The sequence below is a fragment of the Nocardia sp. NPDC050406 genome, assembly GCF_044459025.1.
Classification (GTDB): Bacteria; Actinomycetota; Actinomycetes; order Mycobacteriales; family Mycobacteriaceae; genus Nocardia.
This window is the reverse complement of the sequence record NZ_JBITIM010000004.1, coordinates 201106-218140: the sequence shown is the minus strand read 5'-3', so window position 1 is coordinate 218140 and position 17035 is coordinate 201106. Positions and strand designations below refer to the sequence as shown.

13 protein-coding genes are annotated in these 17035 nt (G+C 69.5%); 7 read left to right on the top strand and 6 right to left on the bottom strand.

Going from position 1 to position 17035, the window contains the following annotated elements; all coding sequences use genetic code 11:
- Positions 1 to 52 precede the first annotated feature (52 nt).
- The gene (locus tag ACIBH2_RS29725) at positions 53 to 832 is read right to left on the bottom strand and encodes a LamB/YcsF family protein (RefSeq protein WP_397123466.1); all 780 of its coding nucleotides are present in this window, start codon (positions 830 to 832) and stop codon (positions 53 to 55) included.
- A 79-nt stretch (positions 833 to 911) separates the two neighbouring features.
- On the opposite strand from ACIBH2_RS29725, the gene ACIBH2_RS29720 reads away from it, so the two are divergent.
- Positions 912 to 1829, top strand: a complete 918-nt coding sequence (locus ACIBH2_RS29720; RefSeq protein ID WP_397123464.1) for an NAD-dependent epimerase/dehydratase family protein — start codon at positions 912 to 914, stop codon at positions 1827 to 1829.
- Here the strand turns inward: ACIBH2_RS29720 and ACIBH2_RS29715 are convergent.
- The 4 genes from ACIBH2_RS29715 to ACIBH2_RS29700 are packed head-to-tail and all read right to left on the bottom strand — an operon-like array spanning position 1821 to position 4907.
- Entirely contained in the window at positions 1821 to 2924 is a 1104-nt protein-coding gene (locus ACIBH2_RS29715; RefSeq protein WP_397123462.1) for a sulfate/molybdate ABC transporter ATP-binding protein, read from the bottom strand. The two genes, ACIBH2_RS29720 and ACIBH2_RS29715, sit on opposite strands and share 9 nt — an antisense overlap.
- Positions 2921 to 3739, bottom strand: coding sequence for an ABC transporter permease (locus ACIBH2_RS29710; protein WP_397123460.1), 819 nt, complete (start codon positions 3737 to 3739; stop codon positions 2921 to 2923). Before ACIBH2_RS29710 ends, ACIBH2_RS29715 begins: the two co-directional genes overlap by 4 nt.
- On the bottom strand, positions 3736 to 4446 hold the full coding sequence (gene modA, locus ACIBH2_RS29705; protein WP_397123458.1) for a molybdate ABC transporter substrate-binding protein: 711 nt from the start codon (positions 4444 to 4446) through the stop codon (positions 3736 to 3738). The genes ACIBH2_RS29710 and modA overlap by 4 nt, the downstream gene beginning before the upstream one ends.
- Positions 4447 to 4493: 47 nt before the next feature.
- Positions 4494 to 4907 (bottom strand): molybdopterin-binding protein, encoded by a 414-nt coding sequence (locus ACIBH2_RS29700; RefSeq protein WP_397123456.1) that lies wholly within the window; start codon positions 4905 to 4907, stop codon positions 4494 to 4496.
- 138 nt (positions 4908 to 5045) lie between these two features.
- Between ACIBH2_RS29700 and ACIBH2_RS29695 the strand changes: the two genes are divergently transcribed.
- Positions 5046 to 5873, top strand: coding sequence for a hypothetical protein (locus ACIBH2_RS29695; RefSeq protein WP_397123454.1), 828 nt, complete (start codon positions 5046 to 5048; stop codon positions 5871 to 5873).
- A gap of 11 nt (positions 5874 to 5884) precedes the next feature.
- On the opposite strand, the gene ACIBH2_RS29690 is transcribed toward ACIBH2_RS29695, so the two are convergent.
- Positions 5885 to 7354 (bottom strand): CCA tRNA nucleotidyltransferase, encoded by a 1470-nt coding sequence (locus tag ACIBH2_RS29690; protein WP_397123452.1) that lies wholly within the window; start codon positions 7352 to 7354, stop codon positions 5885 to 5887.
- Between the two features lie 160 nt (positions 7355 to 7514).
- Between ACIBH2_RS29690 and ACIBH2_RS29685 the strand changes: the two genes are divergently transcribed.
- From ACIBH2_RS29685 to ACIBH2_RS29665, 5 genes are all read left to right on the top strand, one after another.
- The gene (locus ACIBH2_RS29685) at positions 7515 to 8054 is read left to right on the top strand and encodes an NUDIX hydrolase (RefSeq protein ID WP_397123449.1); all 540 of its coding nucleotides are present in this window, start codon (positions 7515 to 7517) and stop codon (positions 8052 to 8054) included.
- A complete protein-coding gene (locus ACIBH2_RS29680) occupies positions 8051 to 10597 on the top strand; it encodes a DUF6049 family protein (RefSeq protein WP_397123447.1) in 2547 nt (848 codons plus the stop codon). Before ACIBH2_RS29685 ends, ACIBH2_RS29680 begins: the two co-directional genes overlap by 4 nt.
- Positions 10598 to 10874: 277 nt before the next feature.
- The gene (gene murJ, locus ACIBH2_RS29675; protein WP_397123445.1) at positions 10875 to 14930 is read left to right on the top strand and encodes a murein biosynthesis integral membrane protein MurJ; all 4056 of its coding nucleotides are present in this window, start codon (positions 10875 to 10877) and stop codon (positions 14928 to 14930) included.
- Positions 14931 to 15150: 220 nt separating this feature from the next.
- Complete coding sequence (sigM, locus tag ACIBH2_RS29670) at positions 15151 to 15741, top strand: RNA polymerase sigma factor SigM (protein WP_397123442.1); 591 nt, start codon at positions 15151 to 15153, stop codon at positions 15739 to 15741.
- 189 nt (positions 15742 to 15930) lie between these two features.
- Positions 15931 to 16872 (top strand): hypothetical protein, encoded by a 942-nt coding sequence (locus tag ACIBH2_RS29665; protein ID WP_397123439.1) that lies wholly within the window; start codon positions 15931 to 15933, stop codon positions 16870 to 16872.
- The last annotated feature ends 163 nt before the right edge of the window (positions 16873 to 17035 follow it).

Here is a 17035-nt window from a genome sequence, read left to right as displayed (position 1 = left end):
GGATCTCCCCGGCCGCCGTCTCGCGCTCGCTGTCACTCACCGCCCACTCCCATCAGGTGAACGCGGTGACGGTAACACCGGAATCGTCCAGGGCGGACCGAATCCGGCGGGCCATTTCCACCGCGGCCGGAGAATCGCCGTGTACGCAGATACTCGCCGCGCGCACCGCCACGGTATCGCCGCCGACCGTGGCGGCCTTGCCGTCGCGGGCGATCGAGAGCGCCTGGACGACCGCGTCGTCCGGCCAGAGCACCGCGCCGGGCTGGCTGCGCGGCGCGAGGATGCCGGACGGGGTGTAGGCGCGATCGGCGAAACCCTCACCGACGAAAGCGATTCCGGCGTCGCGGGCCGCACTCTCCAATTGGGTGCCGGATGGTCCGAGCAGCGCCAGACCGGTGCCGTCGAGGTGATCCGGTGTGGGGCCCCCGAATTCGCGCATGGCCGCCACCACCGCGTCCGCGAGCTCCCGGTCGGCGGCGGCCGCGTGGTACAGCGCGCCATGGGGTTTCACGTAGCGCACCCGGCCACCGGCCGCGCGGGCGAAGGCCTCGAGGCTGCCGAGCTGGTACAGCGTCTCGTCCCGCAACTCCTGCGGCGCGACGGCCAGGGCACGGCGGCCGAAGCCCACCAGATCGCGGTATCCCACGTGCGCGCCGATGCGCACGCCCTTGGCCACGGCCAGCTCGCAGGTGCGCCGCATGATGGACGGATCGCCCGCGTGAAAGCCGCAGGCGATGTTCGCGCTGGTCACGATGTCGAGCATGGCGGCGTCGTCGCCCATGCGCCATGCGCCGAAGCCCTCGCCGAGATCGCTGTTGAGATCGAACGCCATATCTCCAGCATGGCACTCGACCGGCCTATGACACAGCTCACCGCCGGAGGCGTCACGTTCGCCCGGAACGGATCGTCCGATGGGTATGAACGACACCAAGCACATCCTGCTCGCCGGGGCCACCGGGGTCCTCGGCCACCACATCACCCGCGCGTTGGAGCGGGCCGGGTACATCGTGCTCGCCCTCTCACGCGCTCCCGAGGCGGCCGTGCGGGCCGATCTCCTGGACCGTGACCAGCTACTGCGCGCCGTCGAGGGGCTGCGGATCGACACCGTGGTGCACGCCGCCACGGCGCTGCGCAGCACACCCATGCGGCACAAGGACATGTACGCCACCAACCACCTGCGCATCGCCGGAACGACGAACCTCATGGAAGCCGCCCAACTGGTCGGTGCGCGTCGCGTCATCTGCGAATCCATGGTGTTCGGCTACGGCTACCGCGATTTCGACGGACGCGTCCTCACCGAGGAGGACCCCTTCGCCGCGCCCGGGGACACGGCGGTCGAACCGCACCTGGAAGGGATGCGCGTCAAGGAGCGGCTCATGCTGGGCACCCCGGGTATCGAGGGAATCTCGCTGCGCTACGGCCTCTTCTACGGCGCGGGCGGCACCGAGAACCTGGTGGCCCTGCTGCGCAAACGGCAGTTGCCGACCGTCGACGACCACGGGCGGGTACTGCCGTGGGTGAACCTGGCCGATGCCGGAACCGCCGTCGCACTGGCGGTGGAGCACGGACGACCGGGCCAGGCCTACAACATCGCCGACGACGCGCCGCTGGGATTCGGCGCACACGTCGAGATGGTGGCCGAGACCTTCGACACGCCGCGGCCGTTGCGGGTGCCGGGCTGGCTGATGAAGCCGATGTCCTACGCCTATCGCGTCACGCGGGCCGATATTCGCGTCTCCACCGCCAAGGCCAAGGCGGAACTGGGTTGGAAGCCGCAGTACCCGACGGTGGCCGACGGCCTGCGCGCCTTGGTCGCCCCGTCAGCGTGAATAGACCCGCACCTCAGCGGCTTTCACCGAGAAGTACACCTCCGCGCCCGGGGCCAGCCCCAGATCCGCCACCGCCCCGGGCGTCAGATCCGCCAGCAGCCCCTCCACCGGACCGTCGGCCCTGACCCGGACGATGCCGCCGCGATCGACCAATTCGGCGACGCGCACGCGAAACACATTGCGCGGACTGCCTTCCGGACGCTGCCGGTAGACCGCGACGGCCGTGGGCGAGAACACCGCGGCGGCCGGGCCGCCGGGCAGCCACTGCTCCTGGGCCTGACCGTGCACCAGCCAATCACTCACCGCGACCGCGTGATTCGGTTCGACCGAGGACTCGGCGACACCGTTGGCGGCCACACCGACAAGCAGATTCATTCCCGCGATCCGCGCCGCGAACGCACTGCGCGGGCGCGTCAGCACCTCGGCCACCGGGCCGGACTCCACCGCCCGCCCGGATTCCAGCACCAGCAGTCGGTCGGCCAGGGTGAGCGCGTCGATCATGTCGTGCGTCACCAGAACCGTGCAGGTGGGCGCGGTGTCGTGGGCTCGCAGCACGCGCCGCAGCAGGGTGCGCATGGCCGGAGCCGCCGTCACGTCGAGGGCGGCCATGGGCTCGTCGAGCAACAGCACCCGGGGGCGCACCGCCAAGGCCCGCGCCAACCCGACGCGCTGCGCCTGCCCGCCCGAGAGCGAGTCGGGGGAGCGCTGCGCGAACGGCTCGGCATCGACGGCCCGCAGCCACTCCCGCGCGACCCGATCGGCGGCGCGGGCGCGCAGGCCCTGACTGCGCGGGCCGAAGGCCACATTCGCCGCCACCGAGAGATGGGGGAACAGCAGCGGCTCCTGGGCCAGCAGCCCGATTTCGCGCCGGTGCGGCGGCAGCACAACACCATTCGCGGTATCGGTCAGGGTGCGACCCGCGAGACGCACCGTGCCCTCATCCGGGACCACCAAACCCGCGATGACGTCCAGCAGCGTGGACTTCCCGGCACCGTTGGGGCCCAATACCGCCAGCACCTCGCCCGCGTCGGCCTCGAGTTCGACGTGGAAATCCCGGGCGGCGACCCGGGCCGATACCTCCAGACCGCCCGTCATGCCACGCGTCCGTTCGGCACGGCGCCCATGCGGCGGTAGGCCACCAGCACGATGACCACCGCGACGAGCACCAGCAGCAGCGAGAGGGCCACCGCGGCATCGGGATCCGTCTCACGCTCCAGGTAGATCTCCAAAGGCAGTGTGCGGGTGCGGCCCTGGAGGCTGCCCGCGAAGGTGAGTGTCGCGCCGAATTCGCCCAGGGCGCGGGCGAAGGCGAGCACCGCACCCGAGACGAGCGCCGGACGCAGCAGCGGCAGCGTCACGCGCCACCACACGGTGGTCGGGCGCGCGCCCAGTGTCGCCGCGATGCGTTCGTAGCGGTCACCGGCGGTGCGCATCGCTCCCTCCAGGGTGATGACCAGGAAGGGCAGCGCCACGAAGGTCTGCGCCAGCACCACCGCCGTCGTACTGAAGGCGATGCGAATTCCGGCCGCTTCCAGTTCCTGGCCCAGCAGTCCCTGACGACCGAAGAGGTAGAGCAGCGCCAGACCACCCACCACGGGCGGTAATACCAAGGGCAGCAACACCATCGACCGCAGGATCGGCAGTATCCGCCACCGCAGCCTGGCCAGCAGAATCGCCATGGGCACACCCAGCAGCACGCACAGCACCGTCGCGGCGAGGGCGGTCTTCAGGCTCAACACCAAGGCGTCGCGCGAGGCCGCGGTCGTGATGAGGCCGAGGAAATTCGACCAGTCCACCGCCGCGGCCAGGGCCAGCAGCGGTCCGATCACCAGCGCAAAGCCCACCAACCCGGGGAGCAGCAGCCACCCGGGAATACCAGGACCGAGCGCTGGCGAGCGGAAATGTTTCACGGGGAACCGAATCCGGCCGCCGTCAGGGCCTGACGGCCGTCGGGTCCGGTCACCAGGTCCACGAACCCGCGCGCCGCCTCGGCCGCCGTCGAATCCGACAGCACGGCAATGGGATAGGAGTTCACCACCGACGCAGACTCCGCGAAGGGGACCGTCACCACCTTGTCGCCCGCGCCCGCGGCATCGGTCACATAGACGACACCGGCATCGGCTTGGCCGGTGGTGACCTTGGCGAGCACATCGCTCACCGAGGACTCCTCACTCACCGGCGCGAGGGCGACATTCGCGGCGCTGGCCACCTTCTTCGTCGCCGCGCCACACGGCACCTGCGGCGCGCACACCACCAGGCGCAGCCCGGGACGGGCCAGATCCTGAAGTGTCGCAATCCTTTCCGGGTTACCGGGCGGGGTGACGATGGTCAGGGTGTTGGTGGCGAAGACCCGCGGCGTCTCCGTGACACGGCCGCCGTCGACCACCTTGTCCATATTCGCGGTATCGGCGGTGGCCAGCACATCGGCCGGTGCTCCCTGGTTCAGCTGTGCGGCCAGATCGGACGAACCGGCGAAGGAGAACACCACTTTCGTTCCGGGATGGGCGTTTTCGTATCGCGTGCCCAGATCGGTGAACACCTGCTTCAGGGAGGCGGCGGCGAAGACCGTCACCGTCCGGGTGTCGGTGGCCGAATCCGAGGAGCAGCCCGAGAGCACCGACGCGCCGACCGCCGCCAGAGCGGTGAGGGCCGCGGTCCGCGAACCTATGCCGCCCCACCGGAATCCGCGTCGGTCTCGACCACCACGGTCGTGGCCTTCACGCTCGCCACGGCCACGCTGCCCGGGCGCAACCCCAGCTCCCGTACCGCTTCGCTGCTCATCAACGACACCACCGTGAAAGGCCCGCATTGCATCTCCACCTGCGCCATCACCTTGTCGGACACCACACGGGTGACCAATCCGGGAAACCTGTTGCGTGCCGAGCTGGCACTACCCAGTCGCGTCCGCGGGGTACGGGCCTGATCGACGGCGAAGGCCGCCAACTCCGCGCCGTCCACCACCAGGCGACCCGCCTCGTCCTTGTGGGCCGAGAGCGATCCGGCATCGATCCAGCGGCGAACGGTGTCGTCGCTGACGCCCAAGAGCTGGGCGGCGTCACGGATACGGATGCTGGGCATGGGGAGACAATAGTTCCGCATATGCGGAACTATCAATTGGATGATTCCGCGAATGCGGTTATCCCCGCGTTCCTGGCACTGTGAGAAGCTCCAATGGACCTGGCGCTGTCACCTACGGCCGGTACTCTCGGGGCAATCATGGCCACGTATTTCGATCCGAAGGCCTGGTCACCACTGCGCGCGGTGGACCTGGGTCTGGACCTGGGTAAACGCCTGTTCGATCAGAGCTGGCTGGACCAGTGGACCAGCTTCACCACCGCCTGGCTGGACCCGGTCGCGGATTTCGGGGCGGGCACCGTCACCGCGCTCATGCCCGACGTGCTCATGACGCTGCTGTCGGAGGGGATTCTCAGCCAGTTCGGCGGGCAGGAGGTGGAGGCCACCCTGCTCGGCCATGATCTGCGGGCCCGGCTGCACACCCTCAAGGTGCGGCGGCGCGGTGCGCACTTCCAGTCGAAAATCGTGCTCACCGAACTGCATTGGAACACCCATCCCATCGAGGAGCTCACCGTCATCGCGCACGGGGTGCGGCTGATTCCGGGGGTACCGACGAAAATCCGCTCCGCGCAACTGGATCTGCGCGGCGCCGTCACCGTGGACGCGCTGCTGAACTGGATCAACAGCTGGCAGCCGGAGTGGATTCTGGAACCCGCGCCCGACGGCATGATCGCGGCGCGACACCGCAAACGAAGACTCCGGGCGCTGGCCACGGCCGAGATCGCCGACAATGTCCTCACCGTAACCCTGCACCGCGCCAGCTGGTGGGGTGTGCGCGTACCGCGAAAGGCGGCGCGACTCGCCCCGATCCCTTTGACGGACCTACCGAATCACGCGCGCATCACCCGCGCCGAGTGTGTCGGCGACTACATCCATTTCGAGGCCGACCTCCCCGGCCTGACCGGTTCGTTCGATCTGGCGCAGATCCGCGCCGCCATTGTCGCGGGCACGACGCTGATCGTCTTCTAGCGCTTGCCCTTTCAGCCCGCGGGCTGCTGCGACTTCCACCAGGCCAGCAATTCCTTCTCCGCCTCGTCGCGGCTGAGTGGACCGCGGTCCAGGCGCAGTTCCTTCAGGAATTTCCACGCCTTGCCCACCTCGGGGCCGGGCTGGATGTGCAGCAGCTCCATGATGGCGTTGCCGTCGAGGTCCGGGCGCACCCGCGCCAGATCCTCCTGCTCCTGGAGCTTGGCGATGCGCACTTCCAGATCGTCGTAGGTGGATTGCAGCATGGCGGCGCGGCGCTTGTTGCGGGTGGTGCAGTCGGCGCGCACCAGTTTGTGCAGGCGCGGCAGCAGCTCGTCGGCGTCGGTGACGTAGCGGCGCACCGCCGAATCGGTCCACTGGCCCTTGCCGTAGCCGTGGAAGCGCAGGTGCAGGTAGACCAGGCGTGCCACGTCCTCGGTGAACTGCTTGGGATACTTCAAGGCGCGCATACGCTTTCGCACCATCTTCGCGCCCACCACCTCGTGGTGGTGGAAGCTCACGCCGCCGCCCGGCTCGTTCTTCTTGGTCGGCGGCTTGCCGATGTCGTGCAGCAGCGCCGCCCAGCGCAGCACCAGATCCGGATCGCCCTGCTCCTGGTCGATGGCCTGGCGCAGCACGGTCAGCGAATGCTGGTAGACGTCCTTGTGCTGGTGATGCTCGTCGATCTCCAACTTCATGGCCGGGACCTCGGGCAGCACACGCTCGGCGAGACCGGTCTCGCACATGATGTCGATGCCCTCGGTCGGATGCAATCCGCCGATGAGCTTGTCCAGTTCGGTGCGCACCCGCTCGGCGGTGATCCGGTCGATCTCGGGGGCCATGGCGACGATCGCCGCGCGCACCCGCGGAGCCAGGTCGAAGCCGAGCTGGGAGACGAACCGCGCCGCGCGCAGCATGCGCAGCGGATCGTCCTGGAACGAATTCTCCGGCGCCGCGGGGGTATCCAGGATCCCGGCCAGCAGATCGTCCATACCGCCCAGCGGATCTACGAACTCCAGCTCACCCAGCGCGCCGATGCGCACGGCCATGGCGTTCACCCGGAAATCGCGGCGCACCAGATCGCCCTCGAGCGTATCGCCGAAGGTCACCTCGGGATTGCGCGAGACCCGGTCGTAGGCGTCGCTGCGGAAGGTGGTGATCTCCAGCTGCTGCCCGTCCTTGGCCGCGGTCACCGTGCCGAAGGCCAATCCGCCGGTATCCCACAGATTGTCGGCCCAGCCGCGCAGCATCTCCTGCACCACCTCGGGCCGGGCATCGGTGGTGAAATCCAGATCGGTGCCCAGACGGCCCAGCACCGCGTCGCGCACACTGCCGCCCACCAGATACAGCTGATGGCCGTGGGCCGCGAAGAGTTCGCCCAGCGGGGTCATGACATCGGAGAGCCGTCCCAGGGTGATCGCCGCCGCCGCGAGCAATCGGGTACGGCGGTCCTCGTTAGCGTCCTCGGACTTCGGCGAAACCACGAAAACGCAGCTTAGTGGAGTCGGGCAAATCAATTACCGGCCCATCGCACTCACGGGCGGCGGTCGCGGCGACACCCCGGACGATAGCCGGGTCCAGCGGCGAAACGGCACCTCGGCGCAGCGGGGCGGCTGATCGGACTCTCCCCGCTAGACTGACGCAGTGTCCCCGGCCGATCGCGCGAACAGTCGACGCCGCCAGCCCCGGCGCCGTGGTGGTTCGGCCGGTAGTGCGGCCAAACCACGCATGCGCACGGTCCGCGAAACCTCCGCGGGCGGCCTGGTGGTGGATGGCCTCGACGGTCCCAGCGAGAAGCGGTGCGCGGCCCTGATCGGGCGCACCGACCGGCGCGGGCGGTTGCTCTGGTCACTACCCAAGGGACATATCGAGGAGGGTGAGACCTCCGAACAGACCGCCATTCGCGAGGTCGCCGAGGAGACCGGAATTCGCGGCACCGTGGTCGCCGAACTGGGCAGTATCGATTATTGGTTCGTGACCGAGGGCCGACGGGTACACAAGACCGTGCACCACTACCTCATGCGGTCCATCGGCGGGGAACTCTCCGACGCCGACGTGGAGGTCACCAAGGTGGCCTGGGTTCCGTTGAGCGAACTGGATTCTCGCCTCGCGTATGCCGACGAACGGCGGCTGGCGGAGGTGGCGAACCGGCTGATCGATCGGATGGAGAACGGCAGACAATGACGCGTGCGGGGTCTGGGCGTCGGAAGCACACGGCGGCGGCTCACCCGACTCGAACGAATTGGACGCTGCACCGCTCGATTTCGTCGTTCGTCGCGGTGATGCTGGCCGTGCTGGCGACCGCCGTGTGCGCCCTGCCCGCCGCCGCGCAACCCAACGGCAACGGTGACGGCGTCGACTCGTCGAGTCCGAAATTCCTGAAGCTCTCCCTGGATTCGGTGACGCCCACGGCGATCACCACCACCAGCGACCCGTATTTCGTGGTGTCGGGGACGGTCACCAATATCGGCGACCGGGTGGTGGACGACGTGAGCATCCGCATCCAGCGCGCGGGGGCCGTCGATTCGGCCAGCGGACTGCGCAGTTCGCTGCGCCTGGACCAGATCAACTACGACGTCACCGGCCAATTCAAGGATGTGGCCGAGCGACTCAGCCCCGGACAGCGCAAACAGTTCAGCCTGACCGTCGCGCTGCGCGCGGGAGGCGAACTGCCCGAGGACGTCTCCACCGTCGACATCACCGCCCCCGGCGTCTACCCGCTGCTGCTCAATGTCAACGGCGAACCCGCCTACGGCAATCAGGCCCGCCTCGACGACGCCCGCTTCCTGCTGCCGGTGCTCGGCCTGCCCGCGGCCGCCGACGCGAATACCACCGCGCCGCCGCCGGTTCCGGCCGCACCGGAGGCTCCGCCGGTGGCCACCACCATGATCTGGCCGCTGGCCGACCGACCCCGGCTGGTGGCGGGCATTCCCGGCTCCGCCGAGGGTCAGGCCCTGCTCACCGATGACGAGCTGGCCTCCTCGCTGGCCACCGGCGGACGGCTCGACCAATTGCTCTCGGCGGTGGAGTCGGCGGTGCGGCCCGACGGCGGGCACCGCGACCTGGCCAGCGCGCTGTGTCTGGCCATCGACCCGGATCTGCTCATCACCGTGTCGGACATGATCCTGGGCTACCGGGTGCTGGCCAGCCCGTCCGATCCCGACGGCCCCACCCGGGAGGGCACCGGCACCGAGGCCGCCAAGAACTGGCTGGAACGGCTGCGCACCCTCGCGCCCGGCCTGTGCACGGTCGCGCTGCCCTTCGCGCAGGTCGACGAGACCGCGCTGGCGGCCGTCGACGATCCGACACTGACCGACCGCGCCCTCAACGGACCCGCCGATTTGATCGACTCGCTGCTGTCGATCAAATCGGTGCGCGGGGTGAGCCTGCCCGACGCGGGCACCATCGACACCGAGGCCGCCGAGCTGATCACCGCTCACGGGTTCACCACCACGGTGCTCGCCGACAACGCGGTCGTGCCCACCGACGGCCGATCCACCGCCACCAGTGCGACCACCTCACCCGCCGCCGAGCCCGCCCCCGGCAATCCCGACGTTGTGCGGCTGCCCGATGTGACCACCGCGCCGGTGGCCGGGACGCCGCCGCCCGCCGACCCCGGGCTGCGGGTCGCCACCTTCGATATCTGGTCGGCCACCGCACTGGCCGCCGTGGGCTCCCATCCGCCGACCCCCGCCTTCACCCCGGACGCGGTGCGCTACGACGTCACCAACGATTCGCGCGCCGCCCGGCTCCAGGACGCGCTCGGCGCGATCTCCTGGTCGGCGCTCAATCCCCAGCCCGATCGGCCGCGTTCGGCGCTGCTCATGCCGCCGCAGCAGTGGGGCGCGAACCGGGACGAGGCGACCGCGCTGCTCGGTCAGCTGGAACTGCTCTTCCGCAACAATCTCGCCACCCCGCGCGCGTTCCAGGATCTACTCGCGCAGCCCGCCGACGCGCAGCCCTACGAACTGGACTATCTCAGCCAGGCCGCCGACCAGTCGGTACCGCGCTACTTCGCCGATCCGGTGCGCGACCAGGCCCGGCGCGTCACCGAATTGATGAACGCGCTGGTCGATGTGCCGCAACAGGATCTGAGCCCGCGCGCCTTCCTGACCCCGCTGCGCGACGATTTGATTCGTGTGCTCACCCTCTCCGACCGCGGCGGCGAGGGACAGCCGGACACCACCGCGCAACGCCGTCTGGACCAGACCGGTCGGACGGTGGGGGAGCTGTATCAATTGGTGAACGTCCTGCCGCCAGGCGGCGTGTACACCCTCGCCTCGGAGCAGAGTCCGCTACTGCTGGTGGCGCGCAATGATCTCCCCGTCGCCATTCGCGTGAAATTCCGCATCGACGCACCCGCCGAGACGAATATCACCGATATCGGTGAACAGGTATTGCCCGCCAAGGGAACCCGCTCCTTCCAGATCCCCACCGAAGTGAGCGACAGCCGAAACCTGGTGATCCCCATCGCACTTACCACGCCCGACGGCGTGCCGCTGGGCAATGCGGTAACGGTGTCGGTGCGTTCCAACGCCTATGGTCAGGCGTTGGCAATAATTACCGCGTGCGCTGGTGCGCTGCTGCTGCTCCTGGCCGGTCGTCGACTCTGGCACCGGTTCCGGGGCGAGGCGGACCCGGCGGACGAGGGGTTCGACCCCGAGACGCGACGCCGGGTGAACAGATTCCGGCGGGCGCGTAAGCGGGAGCAACGGAAGGAGGCGTGATGAGACACGAATGTGTCGCCCTCATCGCGCCCACGGGGTGCGGGTCCGCCCGCACGCCACAGGAGCACCGATGAGCGAGCATGGGGAACCACCGCGCTCATCGGGACGAGAGCCAGAGGGGCCGCCACCGCGGCGCGCCCCGTCAGCACCTTGGGAGCGAGGCGTGGGACGACAACCCGGTGGACCCGGTATGCCGCCGGGCCGACAGCCCCAACCCGGTCGACCGCGACCGGGTCAACCGCAACCGCAACCGGGTCAACCGTCCGGTCTTCCACCCATGCGCCCGCGCCCACCGGCGGAGGACGGGCCCGTCCTGCGCCGTCCGGCCGGACCGCCGCCACAGCGACCGCAGCCGCCACAGCGCCCACAGCCACAACCGCGGCCCCAACCCCGCCCGCGCCCCGCACCGCCCGCCGCCGTGCCGCCGGAGGAGCGCTACCACTGGGGACACCAGAACCCGCAGCAACGACCGGCGGGACCCGGTCCGCAGCGCTATCCGACCCCGCCCTCGGACCGCCAGCCCCGGCCGCTGCCGCGCCACGGCGCGCGCCCGGCCACCGCGGCGCTGAAAACGGCCGAGCGGACCGATGATTCGAATGCCCGGCTGGTCAAGGAGTCCGGGTCCATCGCCTTCGCGACCCTGATCAGCCGCATCACCGGCTTCGGCAAACAGCTGCTGCTGCTCACCGTGCTCGGCCCGGCCATCGCCTCGGCCTTCACCGTCGCCAGCACCATTCCGACCATGATCTCCGAGCTGCTGCTCGGCGCGGTCCTCACCGCCATCGTGGTGCCGACCCTGGTGCGCGCGGAGAAGGAGGACCCCGACGGCGGCGCGGCCTTCGTGCGGCGACTGTTCACCGCGGCACTGACCGTGCTCGGCCTCGGCACCCTGCTCGTCACCGCCGCGACACCGCTGCTGGTGACCCACGTCTTCCTGTCCGACGACGGCCAGGTCGACGTCGGGCTCACCACCGCGCTGACCTTCCTGCTGGTGCCCGCCATCCTCTTCTACGGCATGACGGCCCTGCTCACGGCCATTCTCAATACCCATCAGGTGTTCAAACCCGGTGCGTGGGCGCCGGTGCTGAACAACATCGTGGTGCTGGTCGTGCTCGTGCTCTACGCCATCACGCCGGGGGAGATCAGCGTCGACCCGGTGAAGATGGGTGAGCCGAAACTGCTGTTGCTCGGCGTCGGCGTCACCCTCGGCGTGATCGTGCAGGTGGTGAGCCTGGTGCCCGCCATCCGGCGCGAGGGCATCGACCTGAAGCCGCTGTGGGGAGTGGACGCCCGGCTCAAGATGTTCGCGGGGATGGGCGCGGCCATCATTCTCTACGTCTTCATCAGCCAGGCCGGTTGGACCATCGCCACCCGCATCTCCTCCCATGTGGACGAGGCCGGTCCGGCGATCTACCAGAACGCGTGGCTGCTGCTGCAATTGCCGTACGGCGTGCTCGGCGTGACCGTGCTGACGGCCATCATGCCGCGCCTGAGTCGCAATGCCGCCGCCGACGACACGCCCGCCGTGGTCGACGATCTCGGCGCGGCGACCCGACTCACCATGATCGCGCTGGTTCCGGTGGTCACCTTCCTGACCCTGGCCGGACCGCAGATCGGCCAAGCCCTCTACGGCTACGGCAATTTCGGCGACGATGCCGTGCGGCTCGGCGAGGCGGTGTCCTGGTCGGCCTTCACGCTGATTCCGTATGCCATGGTCCTGATCCACCTGCGCGTGTTCTACGCGCGCGAACAGGCGTGGACGCCCACCTGGATCATCCTCGGCATCACCACCGTCAAGATCGTGCTGTCGGTGGTGGCCCCGATGGTGCTCGGCGAGAACAACGTGGTGATCGGCCTCGGCGTGGCCAATGGGCTGGGCTTCGTGGCCGGTGCGCTCATCGGCGGCTGGCTGCTGCACCAGAGCCTCGGCGATCTGCGCATGACCAATGTCGGGCGCACCGTCACCCGGGTCGTGCTGGCCTCGCTGGCGGGCGGCGCGGTCATGTGGATCGTGGACAAAGTGCTGGGCCTGCACCGGCTTTCGGACTCCTTCGGCGGGATCGGATCGCTCATCCGGATCGGGCTCACCGCCATCGTCATGTTCGCGGTGGCCTTCGGCCTCATGCGGCTGGCCGGGATTCCGGAGATCGTGGCCATTACGGTCGCCATCTCGCGCCGCCTCGGCTTCACGCCGCCCGCACCCGATCTGGACCTCGAAGGTCCCCCCGGAATCGAAGCCACCACGGTGCTGCCCGCGGCCGATCTGCGCGCCGCGCCGTACTACTACCGGTACGACCCCTATCTCGACGCACAGACCATGGTGCTTCCCGTCATCCGACCCGGTGCGGTTGACATCACCGGGACGGGTGAGTTCCCGTACCCTGTTGCGCAGAGAAACGCAACCGCCGGATCCGGCGTTCGCGGCGAAGCAGGTTCGGGTACTCGCGCGGTGTCGGGCGACGCGCGCGCAGCGTCGGAACACGACGTCCACGCCGTCGACGAACCGAGTCGGGCACGGAATTACGGCGAAGGAGGAACGAGGGTGAGCGACGACGCGGCGGGCAACGTCCCGGCCGCCGAATCCGCAGCGGCCGCGGGAGGCGGGCTCTCGACCGATGTTCCTCCGGGGTCGCAACAGCCCGGGGACGCGGCGAGCAGAGAGACGGCGGACTCCGCCGGATCCGGCCCCGACCAACCCCGGCAAGCGGATTCGAGCGCCGAGGCACCGGCCGATCCCACGCAGACGGGCATCATGCCGATGCCGCCGCTACGGATCGAGGCACCGTCCAAGCGAGTTCAGCGCGGTCCCAAGCTGATTCCGGGCGCGTCCGTGGCGGGCGGCCGGTACCGGCTGCTGGCCAGCTGTGGCGGCGCGCGCGGATTGCGGTTCTGGCAGGCCCTGGACGTGAAGCTCGACCGCGAGGTCGCGCTCACCTTCGTGGACGCCGACCAGAAGGACGCCGACAACTCCGGACACGATGGGCCGCAGGCGATTCTGTCGCGCACGCTGCGCCTGGGGCGGATCAATTCGCCCGGCCTGGCGCGCGTGCTCGACGTGGTGCGCGGCTCCTCCGGCGGCATCGTGGTGGCCGAGTGGACACCCGGTCGCTCGCTCAAGGAGATGGCCGACACCCAGCCCTCCCCGATCGGCGCGGCGCGCGCCATTCGGGCGTTGGCGGCGGCGGCCGAAATGGCCCACCGCGGCGGCGGATCGCTATCCATCGACCATCCGGACCGCATTCGCATCAGCGCCAATGGCGATGCGGTGCTCGCCTTCCCGGGCACGCTGTCGGATTCCGACGCGCAGTCGGATGTGCGCGGGCTCGGCGCCATGCTCTACGCCCTCACCGTCGCCCGCTGGCCCATTCGGACCGGCGGCGTGACGGGCAGTGCCGCCACCGTCGGCGGGCTGCGGCTGGCCGATTTCGGACCGGACGGAACTCCGGTGGAGCCCAGGCAGATTCGGCCCGAGGTGCCCTTCGAGATCTCCGCGGTCGCGGTGCGCTCGCTGGAATCCAACAAGGGCGTGCGGACCGCGGCGACCGTCCAGCACGTGCTGGAGCAGGCGTCGGTGGTCGATCAGAAGACCGATTTCATCCCGGTGCTACGCCTGGGCCAGAAGCCGCCCAGCGTGCCCGACGAGACCCTCGCCGATCCGGAGCTGCTCGCCGCCGAGAAGGAACGCTCGCAGCGGATGATGTGGATCCTGGTCGGGCTCGGTGTGCTCGCCGCGCTGGTGGTCGGCGTCGTGATCTGGTGGCTGCTCAGCATTTTCGCGCCGGGCGCCTCGGAGCAGCCGCTCAACGAACAGCGCAATATCGGGCTCACCACGCCCAGCTCCGCCCCGCTCGTCCCCGGCACCGCGCCCTCCCCGACCGCTCCGGCCGCGGGTGGGGTGCCGGTGCCGATCACCGGCGTATCGGTGTTCTCCCCGGAGGGCACCCCGGACGGGATCGGCAGCGTGTCCGGCGTGTTGGACAACGATCCGGCCACGCTGTGGCGCACCGACCAGTACTTCCAGCAGTTCCCGGCCCTCAAGAAGGGGGTCGGGGTGCTGGCCACGCTGGGCAGCCCGAGCAAGCTCACCAAGGTGACCATCGATTCGCCGACCCCGGGGACGCAGGTCGAGATCCGCACCTCTCCGACCGCCGCGCCGACGCTCGATCAGACTCAGCTGATCGGGCAGGCGGTGCTCGGCAACGGGGTCACCGAGATTCCGGTGGAGGGCGATCAGCCCGCACGCTACGTGCTCATCTGGATCACCGCGCTGGGCAACAACGGGGGACAGTTCCAGTCCCAGATCTCCGAGGTTCGTTTCGAGGCCGCGCCGTAAGGACGCGAAGGCAGCCCCGGCCCCATCGATGCGGCCGCCCGGCTCGCGCAGTTCATGAGAGAAGTCCGGCCGTGACCGCACCGGCCCGCCCGATTCGCCCGGACCAGCCCCGCTAGCTGCGTAAATATTCTCTGGTTCGTTGCTGCCGAATCGTTATCACCGATATGATCATGGCTGCTCTCGGCAGGAGAGTTCCTGGGATCGGTGCTAGGGGTTCGTATTGTCCTCTCAACCGAATGACGGCCACGAGGGGTTGCTGGACGCCCCCGACCACGCCCTGCTCACCGCCCACGCCGGGGGAGACCGGCACGCCTTCGCCGAGCTATTGCGCCGCCATCGAGATCATCTGTGGCAGACGGCCGTTCGCGCCTCCTACACGCCGGAGGATGCCGCCGATTCGCTCCAGGACGCTTTGCTGTCCGCGCATCGCAAGGCGGCGACCTTCCGCGGTGACGCCGAGGTGCGCAGTTGGCTGCACACCATCGTGCTCAACGCGTGTCTCGACCGGATTCGCCGCAACAAGCTGCGTCGCACGGTACCGTTGGCGGACGAGTCGCTGCCCGAACCCCGTTATGCCCGAGACGATTTCGCGGCGGCGGAAACGACGATGATCGTGGACGCCGCACTGTTCGCGCTGCCCGACGAGCAACGCACCGCGCTGGTCGCGGTCGAGCTGGAAGGGTATTCGGTCGCGGATGCGGCGAAACTGCTCGGCGTTCCGGAAGGCACCGTCAAGAGTCGGTGCTCGCGTGGACGGCGGCGGCTCGAGGAACACCTGAAATCGTTGCGCGATGGCGGGAACCGGCCGTAGCGCATATGCGTCACTAATAGAAGAAAAGCGAATGTCGATGTTCCCACGGACCCGTTGGCGCGGGTCCGCCAATTCCCATGACAGGCCCGACCTGGAGGGGCAGTGGACGAGCAAGGCGCAGCAGCGGCACGCGGACCCGTACGGGCGCAGGCCCGGGGCACCCGCGTACCAGAGACGACCGGAGGCGTAATGGCGGCGACCGACACCGTGCCGCAACCGCCCTACTCGACCGAACTGCTGGCCGATCTGCACGCCGGAAACATGCCCGACCACCTCTCCCGGCGGCTCTGGCCGCAGGTGCGTCGCGATCCCGAGGCCATGCGCTATCTGCGCGCCCTCGACGGCGTGAACGACGAACTGCGCGCCCTCGGCCGCGACGAGCGCATGCTGCACCCCATGCCCGCCGAGGTCACCGCCCGGCTGGAACGCATGATCGACGACCTCTCCACTCCCGATCGGAACGAACGAAGCGCCACCGTGCATCGCATCCATCCAGACCGCCCCGCCCCCCTCGAGCGCGACACCCCGCCGCAACCCGGTCAGCGGCCCCGCGCCGTCGCGCCGAGGCCCGCCGCCACCGCGCCGATGCCCGTACTCTCCCCACTCGACACCGGCGAGCTGACCGCCACCGACCTCGATCTCGACCCCGCCGAATTCGACCGCGACACCGCGGATTTCGACGCCCACGACTTCGACGACGCCGACCACGTGCGGGAACCGGCCCCCTGGTCGGGCCGCCTGCGCTGGATCACCGCGATAGCCGCCGCCGTCGCCCTCATCGCCGGAGCCTTCGTGGCGGCCGACGCCATGCGCGGCGGTGACGCGGCCCCCACCGCCCACCCCGTGGAAATGCAACTGGGAGAGACCCTTTCGCCCTCCGAGGTGCTGACGGTCATGGGCCGCAACGAAGTTACCGGCCCACTCGCCTCCCGCGAGGCGCTGACCGGCTGCCTGCGCGCCGCGGGCCTCGACCGCGGCATCCTCGGCTCCCGCAATGTCACCTACTCCGGCCGGTCCGCCGTCCTGGTGCTGCTCACCGGCCCCAACGCCCCCACCATCACCGCCGTCGTCCTCGGCACCAACTGCGGCCCCGACGACGCCCAACTCCTCGCCAACGCCGACATCGGCTGAGGCCGCCACCTGACCTGGGCGTGACGGACATTCGCTGCTCCCTATCGCCCGGTCTGGGGGCCCGCTTCGCACCCCTTTCGGGGGTCTCGGGGGCAGCGCTCCTGAGACCCATGCCACCCCCGTCCCTCCCGGTCAGAGGGGCGGGGAACAACAGCGTTTAGGC

What these genes read in the sequence shown, in the direction of transcription:
- ACIBH2_RS29725 (WP_397123466.1), bottom strand. Translation starts at nt 832, where the DNA reads ATGGCGTTCGATCTCAACAGCGATCTCGGCGAGGGCTTCGGCGCATGG.
- ACIBH2_RS29720 (WP_397123464.1), top strand. Translation starts at nt 912, where the DNA reads ATGGGTATGAACGACACCAAGCACATCCTGCTCGCCGGGGCCACCGGG.
- ACIBH2_RS29715 (WP_397123462.1), bottom strand. Translation starts at nt 2,924, where the DNA reads ATGACGGGCGGTCTGGAGGTATCGGCCCGGGTCGCCGCCCGGGATTTC.
- ACIBH2_RS29700 (WP_397123456.1), bottom strand. Translation starts at nt 4,907, where the DNA reads ATGCCCAGCATCCGTATCCGTGACGCCGCCCAGCTCTTGGGCGTCAGC.
- ACIBH2_RS29695 (WP_397123454.1), top strand. Translation starts at nt 5,046, where the DNA reads ATGGCCACGTATTTCGATCCGAAGGCCTGGTCACCACTGCGCGCGGTG.
- ACIBH2_RS29680 (WP_397123447.1), top strand. Translation starts at nt 8,051, where the DNA reads ATGACGCGTGCGGGGTCTGGGCGTCGGAAGCACACGGCGGCGGCTCAC.
- murJ (WP_397123445.1), top strand. Translation starts at nt 10,875, where the DNA reads ATGCGCCCGCGCCCACCGGCGGAGGACGGGCCCGTCCTGCGCCGTCCG.
- ACIBH2_RS29665 (WP_397123439.1), top strand. Translation starts at nt 15,931, where the DNA reads ATGGCGGCGACCGACACCGTGCCGCAACCGCCCTACTCGACCGAACTG.